The following is a 19,502-nucleotide window of genomic DNA, read 5'->3' on the forward strand; positions in this document are numbered from 1 at the left end:
GTCGCAAAACCGAAAGCCATTTCCCCAGAGCAGGCATAGAATGCCAAATCCATGTATAAGAAGGCAAGTACCATGACGCAAACTCCTCGTTCCGGCGGCCAGATCCTGGTCGATGCGCTGAAAGTCCACGGCACCGATACCGCCTTCGGCGTGCCCGGCGAAAGCTACCTGGACGTGCTGGACGCCCTGCACGAATCCGGCATCCGCTTCATCATCAACCGCCAGGAGGGCGGCGCTGCCTTCATGGCCGACGCTTACGGCAAGATGACCGGCAAGCCAGGCATCTGTTTCGTCACCCGTGGCCCGGGCGCCACCAATGCCTCGATCGGCGTGCACACCGCCTTCCAGGATTCGACCCCGATGATCCTGTTCATCGGCCAGGTTGGCAGCGATTTCATGGACCGCGAAGCCTTCCAGGAAGTCGATTACCGCCGCATGTTCGGCCAGATGGCGAAATGGGTAGCCCAGATCGACCGCGCCGACCGCATCCCTGAATACATCGCCCGCGCCTTCCAGGTCGCCACCAGCGGTCGCCCGGGCCCAGTGGTACTGGCCCTGCCGGAAGACATGCTGACCGCCAAGGCCACCGTGGCCGACACCCGCGCCTATGTGCCGACCCAGGGCGCACCTTCCGCCCCGCAAATCGCGCAACTGCGCCAGATGCTGGCTGAAGCGAAGCGCCCGATGCTGCTGCTGGGTGGCGGCGGCTGGAACCAGCAGGCGACGGCCGACATCCGCAAATTCGCCGAAGCGAACCAGCTGCCGGTCGGCTGCGCCTTCCGCTTCCAGGACCTGCTGGACAACAGCCACCCGAACTACATCGGCGATGTCGGCATCGGCATCAACCCGAAGCTGGCCGCACGCGTAAAACAAGCCGATGTACTGATCGCCATCGGCCCGCGTCTCGGCGAAATGACCACCAGCGGCTACTCGATCATCGCCTCGCCGGTGCCGCAGCAGCGCCTGGTGCACATCCACGCCAGCCCCGAAGAACTGGGCAGCGTCTACCAGGGCGAAATGATGATCGCCTCCGGCATGCCGCAGGCCGCCGCAATGCTGGCGGCCATGGAGCCGGTCGATTCGAGCGCATGGCGCGACAGCGTTGAACAGGCGCGCGCCGAATACAACGCCTGGCAGCAGCAGCCGTCGATCTTCAAGGACAACAATGCTCCGCTGAACCTGTGGCAGGTGGTGCAGGAACTGAAGGCCCAGTGCCCGGCCGACACCATCATCACCAATGGCGCCGGCAATTACGCCACCTGGGCGCACCGCTACTGGCCTTACGGCGGCATGCGCACCCAGCTCGCGCCGACCAGCGGCGCCATGGGCTACTCGGTACCTTCCGGCGTAGCCGCAAAGATCATCGATCCGGCGCGCACCGTGGTGACGTTCGCGGGCGACGGCGAATACCTGATGAACGGCCAGGAACTGGCCACTGCCGTGCAGTACAAGGCGGGTGTGGTCATCATCGTATTCAACAACCAGATGTTCGGCACCATCCGCATGCACCAGGAGCGCGAATACCCAGGCCGCGTTTCCGGCACCACGCTGCACAATCCGGACTTCGCCGCAGTGGCGCGCGCCTTCGGCGGCCATGGCGAAACCGTTGCTGTTACCGAGGACTTCGCCCCGGCCCTGCAGCGCGCCCTCGCCTTCACCCGCGAGCAGAACCTGCCAGCCATCATCGAATTGCGCTACGACGGCAACCTGATCACCCCAGGCGCCACCCTCGACACCATCCGCAAGCAGGCTGTCGCCGCCGGCAAGTAATCCCCGCCGTTCCGGCTAAAGGGCTGGCCCGCAATTGCGCGGCCAGCCCTTCGATTTTTCGCTTACCGCTTCGGTGCGGGACAGGCTTTGCAGGCTTTGGCGGCACGGCTGAAATCGTGCACCTTGGCCAGTACCATTGGCTGCGACTGGTCGTCGCAATAGCCGCCATCCAGTGTCAGCGTTTCGCCGTTAGGCGAGAACTTGCCGCTGATGGTGCGCTCGTCCTCCCCTTCCTGCACGGTGAAGTACATCATCTTGCCGCGCGGGTCGACATTCACGTCGGTCGCCACCAAGGGCCAGCTCAAGCCGCCGGCCGTGTATTCGTAAATTACGGTATCGACTTCAGCAAAGCGCTGCAGCGTGATGCGCTGGCCGCCGTACTCGCCGCTGCCTTCATGCACGCACAAGTCCGAGTAGACCACCATGCCGTGGCGCGGCAGCCCCCCAGCCTTGTTGGCCGCCAGCGCGGCGGGCAGGACTGTGACGGAGACGAGCAGCAGCGCGCTGCCGATGCGATGGGAAGTTTTCATATCAGCATTGTAAAAAAAAACGGCTGCACGAGGCAGCCGTTTTGACCAGCAACTGGTATCTATCAGAAGGTGTGACGGATGCCTACGTTGTAAGCGGAGTCACCGGAGCCGGATTCAGCGTTGTTGCCAACGGTGAAGGAAGCGCCGTTCTTGTTCTTGATCTTACCGTAGGACATGTAAGTGGTGGTGCGTGGCGACAGCTTGTGCAGGTAGCCGATTGCGTACTGGGTAGCATCGCGGTTGGCAACTTCACGGTCATCCGCGCGGGCCACGGAAGCCACCAGGGAACCAGCAGCCGACACAGGAACGGTTGCACCGACCAGGTAGTTGCGGCTGTCGATCGACGGCGCCACTGCAGCTGCGGTGAAGGCGGTGCCGTTCGGGTAAGCAACGCTGTTCAGGCCTTTGTTGGTGTTGAACATGGCGTAGGCTTTAACGACCTTGAAGTCGTAGTTCACAGCCAGCAGGGTGTTGTGGCCAATGTCACGACCGGTCACGACGTTGTTGGCAACGGTGTCGTTGTTACGGTTGTTGTATGCCAGGCGGGCGTTGAAATCGCCGTTCTGGTAGCCGATCGACGCGCCCAGTTGACGGCCGGTCGAAGATTCTTTCTGCTCGCCGGCAGCGTAGAACACTTCAGCCGTAATACCCATCATGTCTGGCGACTTGTAGTACACGGAATTGCTGTTGCGGACGTTGATGCCGTTCGCTGGGAAGATATTCTTGGCCGAGCCGGACAGGCCAGCCTGGAACGGATCGCCAACTTGCACGAAGGCGTTGTACCAAGGGGTGTACTGGCGGCCCAGGGTCAGGGTACCAGCCGACTTGGACACCAGGCCAACATAAGCCTGGCGCTGGAATACGGAACCGGCCACATCGGATTCACCGGTGTCGCCTTTGATGCCGCCTTCCAGCATGAATACTGCGGACAGGCCGCCACCGAGGTCTTCGGTGCCCTTGAAGCCGATGCGCGATGCATTGGCGACGCCGGAGGACACTTTGTTGACGTTACCGTTCTTGCCACCGTGTTCGGACACGATGCCGGCATCCATGATACCGAAGATGGTTACGTTGGATTGGGCATACGCGCTACCGGATGCTGCGAGAATCGCGAGGGAAATCAAGGTCTTCTTCATGATGTGCTTCTTCCTTTTCTTTGTTATCGATCACCAGGGCTCTTCGGCGCTGATCGCCCGTCATTTTATATGATCTCAATATTTCCTGCTAATCACGTAGTAATACGTATTGCAAGATGACGGCTTTTGCCACAAGGGCCGAATAAAATTTAAGCAGCCTTCAACTATTTTGTTCAGGACACATTTCACACTTTCCGTTCTTTTCGCGGCTAAACCGAAAGCGCCAGGATTGTGTCATGGACAAGCGATTTGAACCCCAGTTTCATAGTGAAACTAGCCTGCACCGTAGGCAACTTTGTGTCAGACTTCGGCGTTAGAATGCAGGTCGCGTATCAATCTGGGGGCGCTGTCGGCGAATGAAAACGAGTACGGCTTTTGTAACAATTCCGTCCACCATCAGCGATGTGGAGCGGGACACCGGTCTTGCAAAAGAAACTTTGCGAGTCTGGGAGCGTCGTTACGATTTCCCCCGCCCTGAACGCGACACGTTCGGAGAGCGAGTCTATCCAAGCGAACAAGTAATTAAATTGAGATTGATCAAGAGATTGATTGATCTGGGGCATCGTCCTGGCAAGGTGATCGGCTATTCGGCCGATGAATTGCAGGCACTGGCGCAAAAGAGCAGCACCAGCCTGCGGGACGAGGCTGCGCTGCCCCATCCTGAGTTGCAAGCCTACCTGGAACTCTGCAAAGCCCACCAGATGGAGGCTTTTCGCCGCAAACTGACGCAGGCGATGTTGGTGATGGGCTTGAAAAATTTCGTGATCAACCTGGTGGCGCCGCTCACCACCCTGGTGGGAGAAGCGTGGGCTTGCGGGCAGTTCGCGGTGTTTGAAGAGCATTTGTTTGCAGAATCGGTGCAGATCGTGTTGCGCAGCGCCGTATTCTCGGTACCGCAAGTGAACCACAGCAGCGGCGCGCCGCGCCCGCGCGTGCTACTGACCACCCTGCCGCAGGAACGGCACGGCCTGGGCCTGCTGATGGCCGAGGCCATATTTGCCGCCGAGGGAGCACATTGCATCCCCTTAGGCGTTCAGACGCCCTTGCCGGACATCGTCGAAGGCGCGCGCGCCATGCAGGCCGACATCATTGCACTGTCCTTTTTCGCCACCATGAACCCGCGCCACGTGAACGACAGCTTGCGCGAATTGCGGGCCCGCCTGCCGGAACAGGCTGAAATCTGGGCCGGCGGCAGCAATTCCGCCTTGCGCAAGCGGGCGCCCAGCTGTGTGACGGTGTGCGAACTGACCGCGATCAGCGCTGCGGTCATCGAATGGCGGCAGCGCCAACGGCAAGCCCTCAGCTAGCCTCTGGTAGAATACGCGGTTCGATTGAAGGACCCTCTGCCAACCTGTCCATGTTCAGTTTTTTCAAGAAGAAACCGGTCGCCCCGGAAGCCGCGCCCGCTGCGCCGGCCGCAGCGCCTGCGGCCCCTGCGCCTTCCGCGCCAGCCAGCACTGAGACCGCAGCGCCGCTGGCGTTTGAAGTCGAAACGGCCGCCAGGCCCGAACCGAAGCAAAGCTGGATGAGCCGCCTGAAGGCCGGCTTGTCGAAGACCTCCGCCAACCTGTCCATCCTGTTCGTCGGCGCCAAGATCGACGAAGACCTGTACGACGAGCTGGAAGCGGCGCTGCTGATGTCCGATGCCGGCGTCGATGCCACCCAATACCTGCTCGATGCGCTCAAGCGCAAGGTCAAGGAAGACAAGCTGCTCGATGGCGCCCAGGTCAAGGAGGCGCTCAAGCAATTGATGACCGACCTGCTGCAACCGCTGCAAAAGCCATTCGAACTGGGCCGCCACCAGCCGCTGGTGATGATGATTTCCGGCGTCAACGGCGCAGGCAAGACCACCACCATCGGCAAGCTGGCCAAGCATATGCAGGCGCACGGCCAGTCGGTACTGTTGGCTGCAGGCGACACTTTCCGTGCCGCCGCCCGCGAACAACTGATGGTGTGGGGCCAGCGCAACAATGTGACCGTGATTTCCCAGGAGTCGGGCGACCCGGCTGCCGTGTCCTTTGACGCGGTGCAGTCCGGCAAGGCGCGCGGCACCAATGTCGTGATGATCGACACCGCCGGCCGCCTGCCGACCCAGCTCCACCTGATGGAAGAGCTGAAGAAGGTCAAGCGCGTGATCGGCAAGGGCATGGAGGGTGCACCGCACGAAACCTTGCTGGTGATCGACGGTAATACCGGCCAGAATGCCCTGGCCCAGGTAAAGGCTTTCGATGATGCTCTGCAATTGTCCGGCCTGATCATCACCAAGCTCGATGGCACTGCGAAGGGCGGCATCCTGGCCGCCATCGCCCGAGTACGCCCGGTCCCGGTGTACTTCATTGGCATCGGCGAAAAGATTGAAGACCTGCAGCCGTTCAATGCGGCTGAATTTGTTGAAGCACTGCTCGCTTAACATGACCGATTCGCGGCCTACATGATCGAATTACAGCACGTCAGCAAGCAATATTCCCCCGACGGTGTCGCCCTGCGCGACATTTCCTTCACCATTGCCAAAGGCGAGCTGGTCTACCTGGCCGGCCCTTCCGGCGCCGGCAAGTCGACCCTGCTGAAGATGATTGCCGCCATGGAACGGCCGACGTCCGGCAAGGTACTGGTGAATGGTCAGGACATCGGCACCCTGAAGCGCGCCGGCATTCCCTTCCTGCGCCGCAACCTCGGCCTGATCTTCCAGGAACAGCGCCTGCTGAACGACCGCACCGTGCTGGCCAATGTGATGATGCCGCTGCTGGTGACGGGCTCGCCGCGCGCCGTTGCCGAGCAGCGCGCGCGTGCCGCGCTCGACAAGGTGGGCTTGCTGGACCGCGCCGACGGCCAGCCGCTGGCCCTGTCCGGCGGCGAACAGCAGCGCGTGTCGATCGCGCGCGCCATCGTCAACCGGCCGCAGATCATCCTGGCCGACGAGCCGACCGCCAACCTGGACCGCGCCAGCGCCAACAAGGTGATCGACGCCCTGCATGCCTTCCACTCGGTGGGCGTGACTTGCCTGATTTCCTCGCACGATGAACAGATCCTGGACGCTGCGGCGCGCGTGATCCATCTCGAGCGCGGCGAACTGATGAGGGAGGCCGCATGAGCACCTGGCTGCGCCACCACCTGTTCGCCCTCAGTTCCGCCCTGGTGCATGTGCGCCGGGCGCCGGGTTCTTTCCTGTTCAATATCCTGGTGGTCGCGATTGCCCTGGCCCTGCCCTTCATGGGCGTGACCTTGCTCGACAATGTGCGGCCGATGTCGGAGCAGATGGCAGTCGAGCCTGAGCTCAGCGTCTTCATCAAGGCCGAGACCCCGCGCGAGCAAGCCACCGGGCTGGCTTCCGCGCTGCGCACGATTGCGCCGACCGCCAAGATCATTTTCACCTCGCGCGAAAAGGCGCTGGAGCAGCTCAATGCCAAGAGCGGCTTGTCCGACGTGGTGGCCACCCTGGGTGAAAACCCGCTGCCGGACAGCTATGTGGTCAAGCTGAACGCCTTCCAGAACGCCGCCGAAGGCAGCAAGATCGACAGTATTGCCGAGCAGATGCGCGACCTGCCGGGCGTGGAATCGGTACAGGTTGACTCGGCCTGGGTCAAGCGGCTGGCCGCCCTGTTGGGCATCCTGCGCCTGGCCCTGCTGCTGCTGGCCGCCACGCTGGCCACGGTGGTGGTGGCGGTGGTGTTCAATACCATTCGCCTGCAAGTGATGACCCAGCGTGAAGAAATCCTGGTCTCCAAGCTGATTGGCGCCAGCGACAGCTTCATCCACCGCCCCTTCTATTACACCGGCGCCCTGCTCGGCCTGTGTGCCGGTGGCGTGGCCCTGGGCGGCGTGGCGCTGGCCCTGCAGCCGCTCAATCGCGCCATTGCCGACTTTGCAAGACTGTATGCTTCGGAATTCCAGCTGGTTCCGCTCGATCCCGTGGGCACCGCCGGTTTGCTGGCCCTGTCTGCCAGCCTTGGCCTGGTGGGCGCCCTGCTCTGCGTCCAGCGCCATCTCTCGCGCCTGAATTAAGCCCTCCGGCTCCGTGCGTACCCGCACGGAGCCCGCCCCTTCCCCCGCCGTATCCTGACTTTGATCCAACGCAAGAAATCGCGCTGGCCTGATAGTATTTTTACTATCAAAGCCATAAAATCCCAGCGATTGGCACTCACCAAGGGAGAGTGCTAATATATGTTCAGAACGCATGATAGAGGTTAAGAATCATTTAAGTTCTGTCGTGCATGCTGGTAACTCTGTAAAGCATTCCCTTCAAGCGAGGATAGATAAGATGACCGCAACTAACGCACTGGTACCTGCCGGCAGCAACGCGCTGACCCTTGGCTTCAGCGGGAGCTTGGGCAACCTGGACGCTTATATTTCGGCTGTCAATCGCCTGCCTATGCTGACCCACGAGGAAGAAGTGGCGCTTGGCAAGAGCCTGAAGGAAAAGAACGATATCAAGGCTGCGGAAACGCTGGTGACCTCCCACCTGCGCCTGGTGGTATCGATCGCGCGCGGCTACCTGGGCTATGGTCTGCCACATGGCGACCTGATCCAGGAAGGCAATATCGGCCTGATGAAGGCAGTCAAGCGCTTCGACCCCGACCAGGGCGTGCGCCTGGTGTCTTACGCCATGCACTGGATCAAGGCTGAAATCCACGAGTACATCCTGAAGAACTGGCGCCTGGTCAAAGTGGCCACCACCAAGGCCCAGCGCAAGCTGTTCTTCAACCTGCGCAGCCACAAGCAGGGCCTGGACGCCATGTCGCCGGCACAGATCGACGAACTGGCCAAGACCCTGGACGTGAAGCGTGAAGATGTGATCGAAATGGAAACCCGCCTGAGCGGCCGCGACATCGCCCTGGAAGCGCCTTCCGACGATGAAGACGACAAGTTCTCGCCGATCGCCTACCTGTCTTCCGACAATATGGAACCGACCAAGGTGCTGGAAGCGGAACAGGTGGTGCGCCTGCAGTCCGAGGGCCTGGAAACCGCCCTGTCCAAGCTGGACGCCCGTTCGCGCCGCATCGTGGAAGCGCGCTGGCTTGCCAACGACGATGGTTCGGGCGCTACGCTGCACACGCTGGCCGAGGAATTCGGCGTGTCGGCTGAGCGCATCCGCCAGATCGAAGCGGCGGCCCTGAAGAAAATGAAGGTTGCGCTGGCCGCATACATGTAAGCCCTCGCTGCTTCGAAGAAAGCACCGATTCCGAAAGGATCGGTGCTTTTTTATCTTTTGGGCAAGCAATTTAATGTCGGGAATTTTTACATTCCCCTGTGCAACAGTGGCTAAGTCTTTGATATCGATGATTTTTGGTTTCTGGCATAGCGATTGCTAAGTAACTCTTAAGCACATTAACTGAGGAGTTACCCATGTTTAAGAAGCTTGCACTGACCGCAATGTTGGCCCTGGCCGCAGGTTCCGCCCTCGCTGGCCCCACCAAAGACGGCCAGACTTACGCCAAACCGCTGACGTTGACGGTTGATTCGGCGATCAGTGCAGGCTGGAACCCGGATGGGGAGTCGGTCTGGACCTTTGCCGACTGGATCCACATCAAGGACCAGGAAGTCCTGTACGTCAAAGTAAATGTCGACACCACCTTCGACTTTGGCATCACGCCGCCGAACGGCGGCAGCGTGCAGGAATTCGACTTCGACTTCTTCCTCGACAATGCCAGCGTGAGCAAGGTCGTCCCCAAGCCCAGCGGTTACTCGGCGTACTGGGATGACGTCACGCTGACTGCCGGCGTGGTCCATACCTTCAAGCTGAACTCGCTGAACGTCCACGACAACAATACCAACGTCGATTTCAAGGTGATGGCCAGCACCAACAATGCGCCGACCACGCCAACTGATCCAATCGACCCAATCGATCCGCCTGGCTCCCCGCAGGCGGTTCCCGAACCTGCTTCGCTGGCACTGCTTGGCCTCGGGCTGATGGGCTTGGGGGTAGCCCGCCGTCGCCGCTCAGAATAAGTTGTGAAAACCAACTATAAAAACTAGCGCCCCACGGGGCGCTTTTTTTCTGTCGGAAATATTTACACCTTACTGTTGAGTGGACTCAACAGTGCAACACGATAGTTTTCGATTTGCTAAGCTGTTCTCAGGCCAGAGGAGAACATCATGCAAGCTAGACTGATCTGTCTGGGCATGGCGAGCCTGGTCCTCGCCATTGCCGCCGCCTGCGGCTCAACCCGCAGCACTGCCGAGGACAATGCCAGCCGCCCGGCACCACGCACCAGCGCCAGCTACGTCCTGGCACCAGGGGAAGTAGTTACGCTGGCCCCTGCCGTCACGCTCAAGCTTGAGCGCGTCAACGACAGCCGTTGTAAAAAAGGCGCAGTGTGCGTCTGGGCTGGCTACATCAGCTACAGCTTTGTGCTGACCGACCGACAGGGCAACACCAGCTTTGTGCTGGCGGAAGACATGCCGGGCGCCACCAGGTCAGTGACGCGCAATGGACTGACCTTCACGCTGACGGGAATGGAGCCGGCCGAACCGCCTTCGCTGAAGGCACCGGCGCCGGATTATCGGGTAAGCTTGCGGGTAAATATTTCCCAGCCAACATAGCTGCCCATGACGCCAAACACCCTGCCCCAACGACTGACTTCCACCATCATCATTGCGCTGGCGTTCAGTGCGCCGGCCTGGGGCAAGACCCCGGTTGCCAGCGGCACCGGCGGCGCCGTCGCCACCATCAGCGAACCGGCCTCGCAGGCCGCGCTGGCGATCCTGAACAAAGGCGGCAACGCAGTCGATGCCGCGGTGGCGGCGGCCGCCACGCTGGGCGTGACCGACCCGTTCAGTTGCGGCGTCGGCGGCGGCGGCTTCATGGTGATTTACCTGGCCAGGGAAAACCGCGTGATTACGCTCGACCATCGCGAGGTGGCGCCGGCATCCTTCCAGTCCGACGCCTTCGCCTCCGGCGGCAAGGCAATGGATTTCGACAGCGCGGTCGCCAGCGGCATGGCGGTCGGCGTGCCGGGCACGGTGCGCGGCTGGCACGATGCGCTGGACCGCTACGGCACCATGTCCTTCAAGCAGGTGCTGGCGCCGGCCATCAAGGTGGCGCAGGACGGCTTCAAGATCAATGACAACTTCGTCGCGCTGGTCAAAGAGAACGAGAAAAAGTTCGCGCTGTTCCCGGAGACTGCCGCGCGCTATATGCGCGACGGCAAGGCGCTGCCGGCCGGCACGGTGCTGCGCAATGCCGACCTGGCAAAGACTTACCGTCTGCTGTCCAGCGGCGGCGTGAAGGCCTTCTATTCCGGCAAGCTGGCGCAGGCGATCGTCGACTCCGTCAACCGGCCGCCCGTCGCAGCAGGCGTTTCGGTCCGGTCCGGCCAGATGTCGCTGGCCGACCTGGCCAACTACGAAGCGCGCTGGCGGCAGCCGGTGCGCAGCAGCTACCGCGGCTATGAGCTGGTCGGCATGCCGCTGCCGAGCAGCGGCGGCGTGACGATTGCGGAAGCGCTCAATATCCTGGAAGGCTTCGACCTGAAATCCATGCCGCGCGAGAAGGCCGAGCACCTGTACATGGAAGCGGCGCGATTGGCCTTCGCCGACCGCAATGCCTACCTGGCCGATCCCGAATACGTCGATGCACCCGTGGCTGGTCTGGTCAGCAAGGAATACGCGGCGCGGCGCCGTGAGCTGATCGATCCGACACAGGCGCATCACCATGCGCAGCCGGGCGACCCTTACCTGTTCCAGCAAGACCCAAGCGTGCCGCTGCGCCCAGCCAGCGCTGCCAAAGCCAGGCTGCTGTCCGAAAGCGCGCACACCACCCACCTGGCGGTGTCGGACAAGGACGGCAATATCGTGGCCTACACCTTCACCATCGAATCGTGGGGCGGCAGCGGCATCACGGTGCCGGGCTATGGCTTCATCCTGAACAACGAAATGACGGACTTCGATTTCACCGGCCCGCATCCGAACGTGCCGGAAGCTGGCAAGCGTCCGCGCAGCAGCATGTCGCCGACCATCGCTTTCCGCAACGGCAAGCCGGCCTTCACCATCGGCAGCCCGGGCGGCGCCACCATCGTGACCACGGTGCTGCAGACCATTTTCAACCATATCGACCTGGGCATGGAGATGCCGGCGGCACTGAATGCGCCGCGCATTTCGGAGCGCAACGGCCAGGCTACTTCCATCGAGCCTGGATTTGCCGACAGCATGCAAGCCAGGGCACTGGAACGCTTTGGCCAGCGCTGGGACGCCTCTGCCGAGGAAATCGGCGCCGCCAACGCGATCGTCTTCAATCCCGACGGCACTGTGACCGCTGTCAGCGAAGGCAAGCGTCACGGCGTGGGCAGCGCGCTGGTGCAAAAGCGCGGGCACTGATCATCCATGCCGTTCGCGGCTATCGGCTGGCGCCTCCGCGCGTTCATTGAGGCCATAGTCGCGCACCACGCTGGCGATGCGCAGGCGGTAATCCGCAAACAGGCGTTCGCGCCCGGCTTGCTGGGCGGCGCGATGGGCTTCCACGCGGCGCCATTCCTGCACCGCTTCTTCGTCGCGGAAGAACGATAGCGACAGCATTTTTTCCGGATTAGCCAGGCTCTGGAAGCGCTCGACGCTGATGAAGCCATCGATCTGCTCCAGGGTTGGCTTGAGCCGGGCGGCGATGTCCAGGTAAGCCTCCTTGCGGCCTTCGGCCGGCGTCACTTCGAAAATCACTGCAATCATTGATGGAACTCCGGTATGCGCGCATTGACCGATGCGCGGTAAGTCCAGCTTAGCTGCGGCAGCGGCCTGCTGCGCAGCGCCTCGATACAGCCGGCAGCGATTTGCTGCGCAAGCTGCTGGCCGGGGCAGGCATGGCGGCCATGGCCAAAGCCGCGCCTTGCTTCTCCCAGCATGACAAGTATTACCTGCCCTGCTTCGACTGTCACCCCGCCGACCATACAGCGCCCGGCGGCGAAGCGGCGGGTGTTGACGATGGGCGGGTCGCTTTCCATCACCTGCGCCACCAGCGCGTTGACGTCACTGCATTCTGCGCCTTGCTGGATCGCGACCAGGCTGTTGCCTAGCAGGCCGGCGGTGGCCTCATAGGTTTGCGACAGCAGGCCAACCAGGTTGGCGAGGATGGCATGATCGTTCTGCCAGCCGGCTGCAACAGCTTCCTGCGCGACGCTTGCGGCCAGCGATCCTTGCGGCGCCGCTTGCAGCAGCTCGCGCATGGCGGCCAGCAGGCGCAGGCTCGCAGCGTGAGCCTGGTCGATCTGTTCCGCATTGCTCAAAGGCGACAGGCAGGCTACGAATTCCCCCATCCAGCGCGCCACTGCCGGCAACTGCGCGCCGGCAAAGCCAAGCAGGCTCGCCACCGTGCTGACCGGCGCTTCGAATACCCAGGCGCCAACCGGCCGTCCTTCGGCCAGCAGCTGTGCCGCCACCGACTGCCCTCGCTGCTGCGCCAGGCCGCCGTCAGCGGCAGCAGCCAGCGCGCGCTGCAAGGCCAGCTTCGGCGCAGCGTGGCGTTCGCCATCGTTCATGCGCACCAGCGCGCCGAACACCTCGCCCGCACTGCCTCCGGCGATGGCGGCGGGCACCGGTTCGGCCAGCGGACGCACGCGTAGCACGGGGTTGCTGAGTACCTCCTCCACCAACGCGGCACCGGCCGCGACCCACAAACCGCGCCCGGCATCCCATTCCAGGTTCTGCATTTGATTCCTCCGGCAACGTTCAAGAAATTGCAGTATGCTGAAAAAAGCACAACGACAATTCGTCCGACACCGAAATATGGATTCCAAGCTTGCCAACATTGCCGGCGCCATCGCCGAACCTGCCCGCGCGCGCATGCTGTGCTCACTGCTGGACGGCCACGCCCGCACTGCCACGGAGCTGTCGGTGGTGGCCGAAGTCAGCCCGTCGACCGCCAGTGCCCACCTCGCGCGCCTGAAGGATGAGCACTTGCTGGTGCAGCTTGCGCAGGGCAAGCACCGCTACTACCAGCTCGCCAGCCAGGAAGTCGCCAGCGCACTGGAAGCCTTGCTGGTCGTTGCGGGGCTGCCACGCAATGAGTTCAAGCCCAACACGCCTGACCGCCTGCGCAACGCGCGTACCTGCTACGATCACATGGCAGGCACGGTGGCAGTCAGGCTGCACGATCATTTCACCGCGCAAGGCTGGCTGGCCGACGCCAGCGATGGATACGAATTGAGTGCCGCAGGCGAGCAGCAGTTCGCCCAGCTTGGACTGGACTTGCCGGCCCTGCGCAAGCTGCGCCGGCGCTTCGCCTGTCCATGCCTGGACTGGAGCGAACGCAAGCCGCACCTTGGCGGGGCGCTCGGCGCGGCATTGCTGCAATTGGCCCTGAAACGCGGCTGGGTCGAGCAGGATCTGGACAGCCGCGCGCTGCAGGTGCCGCCCAAGGGGCAGCGCCAGATGCTGGCCGCCTTCGGTCTAAGCGGCGCTTAAGGTTTTGATAAGATGATGCAGTTTCCTGAACCAAGACGGAGACTCCGGTCGTGAAAAAACTCATTCGTGAAAACAAGGGCTTTATCGCCTTCCTGCTGATGCTGGGCGTATTCCGCACCGCCATCGCCGACTGGAACCCGATTCCGTCCGCCTCCATGCACCCCAACCTGCTGGAAGGCGACGTGGTCTTCGTCAATCGCATCGCCTACGACCTGAAGGTGCCGCTGACCGACATCTCGGTCAGCCACCTCGGCGAGCCGCAGCGCGGCGACGTCGTCACCTTCTTCTCGCCCGAGGACCGCACCCGCCTGATCAAGCGTATTGCCGCACTGCCGGGCGACCGCGTTGAAATCCGCGGCGAGCACCTGATCATCAACGGCAAGACCTCCGACTATGCGGTCCTGGGCAACGCCACCGAACATATCGACAAGGTCGGCGACCTGCAGGCCCTGCAACTGCAGGAGCACAATGCCAGCGCCAGCTACAGCATCCAGGTGCTGCCGCAAGTGGATGCGAAGCGCGACTTCGGCCCGGTTACCGTGCCGGCCGACAGCTACCTGATGCTGGGCGATAATCGCAACAACAGCCGCGATTCGCGCTTCATCGGCTTCGTGCCGCGCAAGCTGCTGATCGGCCGCGCCGAGCGCGTGCTGGTTTCGGCCGACATCCTGGGCAACTGGGCGCCGCGCACGGAACGCATCGGCATGAGCTTGCGGCCATGATCGAATTCCAGGGACTGGCCAAGCATTACGGCGACTTCCCCGCCCTGCAGCCGCTGACGTTGGCGGTGCGGCGCGGCGAAGTGTTTGGCTTCCTTGGACCGAATGGCGCGGGCAAGACCACCACGATCCGCATGATGATGGGCATCCTGGTGCCCAGCGCTGGCCGCGTGCTGGTCGATGGCCTCGATTGTCAGTCGGATGCGGCGGAAGTGAAGCGCCACGTTGGCTACCTGCCGGACAACCCGATCTTCTACGACTACCTGCGCGGGCGGGAAATCCTGCAATTCGTGGCGGAGATGCACGGCATGCCGCGCAAGGCTGCCATCGAACGCGCGGCGCAGATGCTGCAGGAGTTCGGCCTGCAGGACGTGAGCGAGGAGTTCGCAGTCAACTACTCGATGGGCATGAAGAAGAAGCTGGGCCTGGCCTGCGCGCTGGTGCATGATCCCGCCGTCCTGATCCTGGACGAACCGATCAACGGCCTCGATCCGCGCGCCGCACGCGAAGTGCAGGACCGCCTGATCGCCAGCGCTGCCGCCGGCAAGACCATCTTCGTTTCCACCCACCTGCTCGACATGGCGCAGCGCATGTGCAACCGCGTCGGCATCATCAACCGCGGCGCGCTGGTAGCGACTGGCTCGCTGGAAGAACTGCGCGGCGCCAGCAGCGACAACAGCACGCTGGAAGAGCTGTTCCTCAAATTCACCGACGAAGACAGCCTGGCCGCATGATGGACCTGCCCAGCGCCCCGCGTGCATTCTGGTTGCTTGCACGCCTGCGGCTGTTGCGGCTCCTGAACATCGGCAATGCCCTGCGCTTTCGCAAGGGTTGGCTGGGTCCGAGCCGCGCACCGACGCGCGGCAAGAAGAATGCGCGCTGGGTCGTGACCTTCGTGCTGTCGGCCTTCATGCTGTTCGCCTTCCTGAACACCGCCAGCACCTCGCTGCTGAACATGCAGTGCCGCCTGCCGACCGGCAGCCAATGCATTGCCGCCGAATCGGATTCCGCCCCGCGCGTCGCCATGCGCAAGGCACGCAAGGAATTGCAGGCAGCGCCCTTCCATCCTGTGCTGATGCAGGCAGCAGTGATGCAGGCCAGCCTGTTGTTCGGCATCGCCTTCCTGCTGCCGCTGGGGAGCAAGGAGCTGGCACAACCGGACTGGGACCTGGAATGGCTGGTCACACTGCCGCTGCAGCGCCGCACCTTGCTGTTGGCACGCATCGCGGAACGCACACTGGCAAATCCGTCCGGCATCCTCGCCCTGTGGCCGATGTGCATGGCGGTGGCCTGGTATTCCGGCTATCGCTGGAGCACACCGCTGCTGGCCGCCGCCTGCACCCTGCCCTTGCTTGCCTGTGCCGCCACCCTGCGCACGGTAGCCGATACCGGCCTGCGTTTGCGCCTGGCGCCGTCGCAGCTACGCAACCTGCAGGCCATCGCCTCCGTCGCCAGCATGCCGCTGATGTACCTGGCCATGTCGCTCGCCATGCCGACCGCCACGCTGACGCTGGGCTGGGCCGCGCAATTCCCGGCCTGGACTCTGTGGACGCCACCCGGCCTGGCGCTGCAGGCCCTGAATGCGCGCGACACGCTGCACGGCCTGGGCTACGGCGCCCTGCTGGCAGCGCAAACCGCCTTCCTGCTGTGGCTTGGCCTGCGCCTGCTGCAAGCCTTGCTGGCCGACGGCGTGGTTGCAAGCGGTTCGCGCGAAACAGGTCGCAGCGCCAGTTCGCGTTCCGCCTTCGCAGGCATGGCGCCTGGCACGCCGCTGCAACGGCGCGAACTGCGGCTGCTTAGCCGCGACCGCAACTTCCTGGTACAGAGCCTGTTGATCCCACTGATCATCTTCGGCAGCCAGCTGGTGCTGAATGGCCAGGTGAAGAACATGAACCAGTTCATCAGCGACCCGGCGCTGCTGTCTTCCGTTGCCTTCGGCCTGGGTGCCTATGTGCTGATGCTGTCGGCCTTCCAGACCATCAATACCGAGGGCCATGCCTTATGGCTGCTGTACACCTACCCGAAAAGTATCGGCAGCATGCTGGCCGAGAAGGCGCAGCTATGGTCGGTGCTGGCCTTGATCTATCCGCTGGCCGTATTCGCAATGGGGCTGTGGTTCGGCGTGCCGGCCAATGGGCGCCTGCTCTCGCAGCTGGTGCTGGTCATGGCCGGCATTCCGATTTTCGCGACAATTGCCGTGGCACTGGGCGTATGGGCTTGCGATCCGCTGGCGCAGGACATGCACGCCCGCGTGCGGCCCACTTTCGCCTATGCCTACCTGATCCTGTCGTCGCTCTACACCTACGCGCTGAACACCCGCGAATGGCATGTGCGGCTGGCTGCCATCGTACTGCTGGCGTCCCTTGCGCTGTCGCTGTGGCAGCGCGCCCGCGACGCGCTGCCCTACCTGCTCGACCCTACGGCCTCGCCGCCGCCGCGCGTCTCGGCCTCCGACGGCATCATGGCCGCCATCCTGTTCTTCCTGCTGCAGTTGCTGGTCGCAGGCGCGCTGTACATGGCCGGCAAGTCGGTAACGCTGCCTACGGTGACGCTGTCTTTCGCCGTTTCCGGCGCCCTGGTCTACGGGCTGGCACGCCTGCTGTATTGGCGCAGCGGAACAAGCGGCGTGCCGCGACTGTGGCATGGTCCATGGAGCACCGCCTGGCGCAGCAGCGTGGGATGGGGGTTGCTGATGGCGCTGCCCGCGCTGGCGGGCGGCTTCCTGTGGCTGGTGATCCTGCGCCACCTCGGGCTCATGCCAAACACGCCGCCGCCGGTCGCGCTGGTCTGGCTGGGGCCACTCGCCGTGCTGGCGGCGCCAATCTTTGAAGAATTCATCTTCCGCGGCCAGGTGTTCGGCGGCCTGCGCCGCTTGCTGCCGGCCTGGCAGGCGATGGCCGCCAGCGCTGCGTTATTTGCGGTCATCCATCCGCCGCTGGCGATGGCGCCGGTATTCGTATTGGGCCTTTGCACCGCGGTCGCAGCGGAGCGCAGCAAATCGCTGCTGGCTCCTATGCTGGCGCATGCCTTGTATAACGCAGGCATGCTCGCCATGCAGCGTTGAAGCTGTAGCGCGTAAGCACAGATCTGCGTTGCACACCGTAGCAATCGAATGTTAATTGGCAATGACAGGCGAAAAAAAGCGGTGGCCTGTTTCCAGGACCACCGCAAGGAAGAACGCCATGGGGGGCGTTAACGGAGGTAAATCGTATTAGCGGGACTGGTGCGACATCATCCAGGCCACGAAGGCTTCGCGGTTGCGTGAGCAGATCAGCACCTTGCCGCGGCCGGAGAAGCGCAACACCATGCCTTCTCCGCTGGTCACCGAGTTGACCAGATTGCCAAACAAGCCGCCGCCGGCGCGGGTTGCCACTGCCAGCTCGTAACGCAGGGCGCTGTCCCAGGCCACCACGTGGGCGTTGTCGATCACGACTTCCTTGCCCGGTTCGACGTCGACTTCATGCAGCGCTCCGAAACCCGACACCACCAGTTGGCCCGAACCGGTCGATTCGGTGATGAAAAAGCCGCCGCTCTGGCCGAACAGCGCATTGCCGACGTTCTGGGTGCGCACCCGCAGGTCGATGCCGCTGCTGGCCGCAACAAAGGCGCCGTCGCTGATCAGGTACTGGCGCTCGCCCACTTCCAGCACGCGCATCGCACCGGGCAGGTTCGGCGACAACAGGCAGTTGCCGTCGCCGCCAGTCGCTTCGATGTTCTGCTGGAAGAAGGACTCGCCGTTCGCCAGGGAGCGCATCAGGGCGCCTCCCAGGCCACCGCGCATTTTGCCTTTCAATTCGAGCGTGGCATCCATCATCACCATCGCGTTCGATTCGCAGAAGATACGCTCGCCCTGCTTCATCGACACCTGCAGGAAGGGATCGATATCCCCGGTTACTTTAAATGTCGTCATAGTTTCATGCTCCCTTCAATTCAAGTTTCTTGTGACGGATCGAAGACCACAGCGATGCCACGATAAATGCCACCCCAATCAGGCCGGTAATCACTTCCGGAATATGGAACTTCATGCTCGCCAACATGATCACCGCCAGGATGCCGATCGCGTAGTGCGCGCCGTGCTCCAGGTAGACGTATTCCTCGAGCGTGCCCTTGTGCACCAGGTAGACCGTCATCGAACGCACGAACATCGCGCCAATGGCCAGGCCCAGCATGATGATCACAACATCGCTGGTAATGGCGAAGGCGCCGATCACGCCATCAAAGGAGAACGAAGCATCCAGCACTTCCAGGTAGAGGAAGCCGCCGACACCGCCGCGCTTGACCAGCTCACCGGCATTCACGCCGCCTTCTTCGCCCTTTTCCATCCAGGTCGACAGCGCATCCACGCCAACATAGGTCAGCAAGCCCCACATGCCGGCTACCAGCACGATGAACTTCTGCGATTCATCGACGATGCCAAGGCTACCCAACAGCACGCCCATCGAGATCATGATGGCGATCGAAGACACCTTGCCCAGCGCACCCAGCTTGCGTTCCACATTGCCCAGCCAGTGCATCTGCTTTTCATGGTCGAGGATGAAGTTCAGGAACACCATCAGCAGGAACATGCCGCCAAATGCCGCCACTTCAGCGTGGTGGTTGGTCAGGTGAGTCGAGAAGGCTTTCGGATCGTTCAGCGCCAGCGTCCACACATCGGGGATGCTGAGGTCTGCCGCCACCGCCACGATCACCAGCGGGAATACCAGGCGCATGCCGAATACCGCGATGATGATGCCGACACCCAGGAACAGCTTTTGCCAGAATTCGTCCCAGTTTTTCAGGACGGAGGCATTGACAACCGCGTTGTCGAAGGAGAGCGAGACTTCCATCACGCTCAGGATAAAGGCGATCCACAGGGCCGCCAGGGCGCCACTGACGCCAGTTTGTTGGTACCCCCACCAGCCTGCCACAGCAAGACAGATGAAGGAGACCAGGAATGAGATCCTGAAGTGCTTCATCGG

General features: G+C 62.5%; 19 protein-coding genes. 13 read left to right on the forward strand and 6 right to left on the reverse strand.

Translation table 11 applies throughout. The annotated features are described in order from the left end of the window. Positions 1-72 precede the first annotated feature (72 nt). The gene (locus ASD58_RS14935; protein ID WP_057261936.1) at positions 73-1,770 is read left to right on the forward strand and encodes a thiamine pyrophosphate-binding protein; all 1,698 of its coding nucleotides are present in this window, start codon (positions 73-75) and stop codon (positions 1,768-1,770) included. 62 nt (positions 1,771-1,832) lie between these two features. On the opposite strand, the gene ASD58_RS14940 is transcribed toward ASD58_RS14935, so the two are convergent. Beyond that, positions 1,833-2,300, reverse strand: a complete 468-nt coding sequence (locus ASD58_RS14940; RefSeq protein ID WP_057261937.1) for a hypothetical protein — start codon at positions 2,298-2,300, stop codon at positions 1,833-1,835. 62 nt (positions 2,301-2,362) lie between these two features. Beyond that, on the reverse strand, positions 2,363-3,436 hold the full coding sequence (locus ASD58_RS14945) for a porin (protein ID WP_057261938.1): 1,074 nt from the start codon (positions 3,434-3,436) through the stop codon (positions 2,363-2,365). A 356-nt stretch (positions 3,437-3,792) separates the two neighbouring features. Here ASD58_RS14945 and ASD58_RS14950 point away from each other — a divergent pair, with 356 nt between their 5' ends. The 8 genes from ASD58_RS14950 (at position 3,793) to ggt (ending at position 11,749) form a co-directional block, all read left to right on the forward strand. After that, the gene (locus ASD58_RS14950; protein WP_057261939.1) at positions 3,793-4,743 is read left to right on the forward strand and encodes a MerR family transcriptional regulator; all 951 of its coding nucleotides are present in this window, start codon (positions 3,793-3,795) and stop codon (positions 4,741-4,743) included. 50 nt (positions 4,744-4,793) lie between these two features. Next, positions 4,794-5,846 (forward strand): signal recognition particle-docking protein FtsY, encoded by a 1,053-nt coding sequence (gene ftsY / locus ASD58_RS14955; RefSeq protein ID WP_057261940.1) that lies wholly within the window; start codon positions 4,794-4,796, stop codon positions 5,844-5,846. A 21-nt stretch (positions 5,847-5,867) separates the two neighbouring features. Then, positions 5,868-6,527, forward strand: a complete 660-nt coding sequence (locus ASD58_RS14960; protein ID WP_057261941.1) for a cell division ATP-binding protein FtsE — start codon at positions 5,868-5,870, stop codon at positions 6,525-6,527. After that, positions 6,524-7,438: a permease-like cell division protein FtsX gene (ftsX, locus tag ASD58_RS14965; RefSeq protein ID WP_057261942.1), complete on the forward strand. Its 915-nt coding sequence runs from the start codon at positions 6,524-6,526 to the stop codon at positions 7,436-7,438. The genes ASD58_RS14960 and ftsX overlap by 4 nt, the downstream gene beginning before the upstream one ends. A 256-nt stretch (positions 7,439-7,694) precedes the next feature. Beyond that, the gene (rpoH, locus tag ASD58_RS14970) at positions 7,695-8,585 is read left to right on the forward strand and encodes an RNA polymerase sigma factor RpoH (protein WP_057261943.1); all 891 of its coding nucleotides are present in this window, start codon (positions 7,695-7,697) and stop codon (positions 8,583-8,585) included. A 194-nt stretch (positions 8,586-8,779) separates the two neighbouring features. Then, positions 8,780-9,382 carry a PEP-CTERM sorting domain-containing protein gene (locus ASD58_RS31835; protein ID WP_057261944.1) on the forward strand — a complete coding sequence of 201 codons (603 nt, stop codon included), beginning with the start codon at positions 8,780-8,782 and terminating at the stop codon, positions 9,380-9,382. Between the two features lie 147 nt (positions 9,383-9,529). Beyond that, positions 9,530-9,976: a hypothetical protein gene (locus tag ASD58_RS14980; RefSeq protein WP_057261945.1), complete on the forward strand. Its 447-nt coding sequence runs from the start codon at positions 9,530-9,532 to the stop codon at positions 9,974-9,976. Between the two features lie 6 nt (positions 9,977-9,982). Further along, positions 9,983-11,749: a gamma-glutamyltransferase gene (gene ggt / locus ASD58_RS14985; RefSeq protein ID WP_057261946.1), complete on the forward strand. Its 1,767-nt coding sequence runs from the start codon at positions 9,983-9,985 to the stop codon at positions 11,747-11,749. On the opposite strand, the gene ASD58_RS14990 is transcribed toward ggt, so the two are convergent. Together ASD58_RS14990 and ASD58_RS14995 are read right to left on the reverse strand one after the other, a co-directional pair. Then, on the reverse strand, positions 11,750-12,094 hold the full coding sequence (locus ASD58_RS14990; protein WP_057261947.1) for an antibiotic biosynthesis monooxygenase: 345 nt from the start codon (positions 12,092-12,094) through the stop codon (positions 11,750-11,752). It lies immediately after the preceding gene. Further along, complete coding sequence (locus tag ASD58_RS14995; protein WP_057261948.1) at positions 12,091-13,071, reverse strand: cytochrome P450; 981 nt, start codon at positions 13,069-13,071, stop codon at positions 12,091-12,093. The genes ASD58_RS14990 and ASD58_RS14995 overlap by 4 nt, the downstream gene beginning before the upstream one ends. Positions 13,072-13,147: 76 nt before the next feature. Between ASD58_RS14995 and ASD58_RS15000 the strand changes: the two genes are divergently transcribed. Genes ASD58_RS15000 through ASD58_RS15015 form a run of 4 tightly spaced genes read left to right on the forward strand, consistent with a single transcriptional unit; the run spans position 13,148 to position 17,608 of the window. Next, a complete protein-coding gene (locus ASD58_RS15000; protein WP_057261949.1) occupies positions 13,148-13,825 on the forward strand; it encodes a helix-turn-helix transcriptional regulator in 678 nt (225 codons plus the stop codon). A gap of 50 nt (positions 13,826-13,875) precedes the next feature. After that, the gene (gene lepB, locus ASD58_RS15005) at positions 13,876-14,547 is read left to right on the forward strand and encodes a signal peptidase I (protein ID WP_057261950.1); all 672 of its coding nucleotides are present in this window, start codon (positions 13,876-13,878) and stop codon (positions 14,545-14,547) included. Beyond that, a complete protein-coding gene (locus tag ASD58_RS15010) occupies positions 14,544-15,278 on the forward strand; it encodes an ABC transporter ATP-binding protein (RefSeq protein WP_057261951.1) in 735 nt (244 codons plus the stop codon). Before lepB ends, ASD58_RS15010 begins: the two co-directional genes overlap by 4 nt. Further along, the gene (locus ASD58_RS15015; protein WP_057261952.1) at positions 15,275-17,608 is read left to right on the forward strand and encodes a CPBP family intramembrane glutamic endopeptidase; all 2,334 of its coding nucleotides are present in this window, start codon (positions 15,275-15,277) and stop codon (positions 17,606-17,608) included. The genes ASD58_RS15010 and ASD58_RS15015 overlap by 4 nt, the downstream gene beginning before the upstream one ends. A 147-nt stretch (positions 17,609-17,755) precedes the next feature. Here ASD58_RS15015 and ASD58_RS15020 read toward each other — a convergent pair whose 3' ends face one another. Both ASD58_RS15020 and ASD58_RS15025 read right to left on the reverse strand, forming a co-directional pair. Then, complete coding sequence (locus ASD58_RS15020; protein ID WP_057261953.1) at positions 17,756-18,454, reverse strand: TIGR00266 family protein; 699 nt, start codon at positions 18,452-18,454, stop codon at positions 17,756-17,758. Between the two features lie 4 nt (positions 18,455-18,458). Then, the gene (locus tag ASD58_RS15025) at positions 18,459-19,499 is read right to left on the reverse strand and encodes a DUF475 domain-containing protein (protein WP_057261954.1); all 1,041 of its coding nucleotides are present in this window, start codon (positions 19,497-19,499) and stop codon (positions 18,459-18,461) included. Positions 19,500-19,502 lie beyond the last annotated feature (3 nt).

Source organism: Duganella sp. Root1480D1 (assembly GCF_001427305.1).
In the GTDB taxonomy this organism is placed as follows: domain Bacteria; phylum Pseudomonadota; class Gammaproteobacteria; order Burkholderiales; family Burkholderiaceae_D; genus Rugamonas.

What these genes read in the sequence shown, in the direction of transcription:
- ASD58_RS15015 (WP_057261952.1), top strand. Translation starts at nt 15,275, where the DNA reads ATGATGGACCTGCCCAGCGCCCCGCGTGCATTCTGGTTGCTTGCACGC.
- ftsX (WP_057261942.1), top strand. Translation starts at nt 6,524, where the DNA reads ATGAGCACCTGGCTGCGCCACCACCTGTTCGCCCTCAGTTCCGCCCTG.
- ASD58_RS14995 (WP_057261948.1), bottom strand. Translation starts at nt 13,071, where the DNA reads ATGCAGAACCTGGAATGGGATGCCGGGCGCGGTTTGTGGGTCGCGGCC.
- ftsY (WP_057261940.1), top strand. Translation starts at nt 4,794, where the DNA reads ATGTTCAGTTTTTTCAAGAAGAAACCGGTCGCCCCGGAAGCCGCGCCC.
- rpoH (WP_057261943.1), top strand. Translation starts at nt 7,695, where the DNA reads ATGACCGCAACTAACGCACTGGTACCTGCCGGCAGCAACGCGCTGACC.
- ASD58_RS14935 (WP_057261936.1), top strand. Translation starts at nt 73, where the DNA reads ATGACGCAAACTCCTCGTTCCGGCGGCCAGATCCTGGTCGATGCGCTG.
- ASD58_RS15025 (WP_057261954.1), bottom strand. Translation starts at nt 19,499, where the DNA reads ATGAAGCACTTCAGGATCTCATTCCTGGTCTCCTTCATCTGTCTTGCT.
- ASD58_RS14960 (WP_057261941.1), top strand. Translation starts at nt 5,868, where the DNA reads ATGATCGAATTACAGCACGTCAGCAAGCAATATTCCCCCGACGGTGTC.
- ASD58_RS14980 (WP_057261945.1), top strand. Translation starts at nt 9,530, where the DNA reads ATGCAAGCTAGACTGATCTGTCTGGGCATGGCGAGCCTGGTCCTCGCC.
- ASD58_RS14940 (WP_057261937.1), bottom strand. Translation starts at nt 2,300, where the DNA reads ATGAAAACTTCCCATCGCATCGGCAGCGCGCTGCTGCTCGTCTCCGTC.
- ggt (WP_057261946.1), top strand. Translation starts at nt 9,983, where the DNA reads ATGACGCCAAACACCCTGCCCCAACGACTGACTTCCACCATCATCATT.
- ASD58_RS14990 (WP_057261947.1), bottom strand. Translation starts at nt 12,094, where the DNA reads ATGATTGCAGTGATTTTCGAAGTGACGCCGGCCGAAGGCCGCAAGGAG.
- ASD58_RS31835 (WP_057261944.1), top strand. Translation starts at nt 8,780, where the DNA reads ATGTTTAAGAAGCTTGCACTGACCGCAATGTTGGCCCTGGCCGCAGGT.
- ASD58_RS14950 (WP_057261939.1), top strand. Translation starts at nt 3,793, where the DNA reads ATGAAAACGAGTACGGCTTTTGTAACAATTCCGTCCACCATCAGCGAT.
- ASD58_RS15010 (WP_057261951.1), top strand. Translation starts at nt 14,544, where the DNA reads ATGATCGAATTCCAGGGACTGGCCAAGCATTACGGCGACTTCCCCGCC.
- ASD58_RS14945 (WP_057261938.1), bottom strand. Translation starts at nt 3,436, where the DNA reads ATGAAGAAGACCTTGATTTCCCTCGCGATTCTCGCAGCATCCGGTAGC.
- ASD58_RS15000 (WP_057261949.1), top strand. Translation starts at nt 13,148, where the DNA reads ATGGATTCCAAGCTTGCCAACATTGCCGGCGCCATCGCCGAACCTGCC.
- ASD58_RS15020 (WP_057261953.1), bottom strand. Translation starts at nt 18,454, where the DNA reads ATGACGACATTTAAAGTAACCGGGGATATCGATCCCTTCCTGCAGGTG.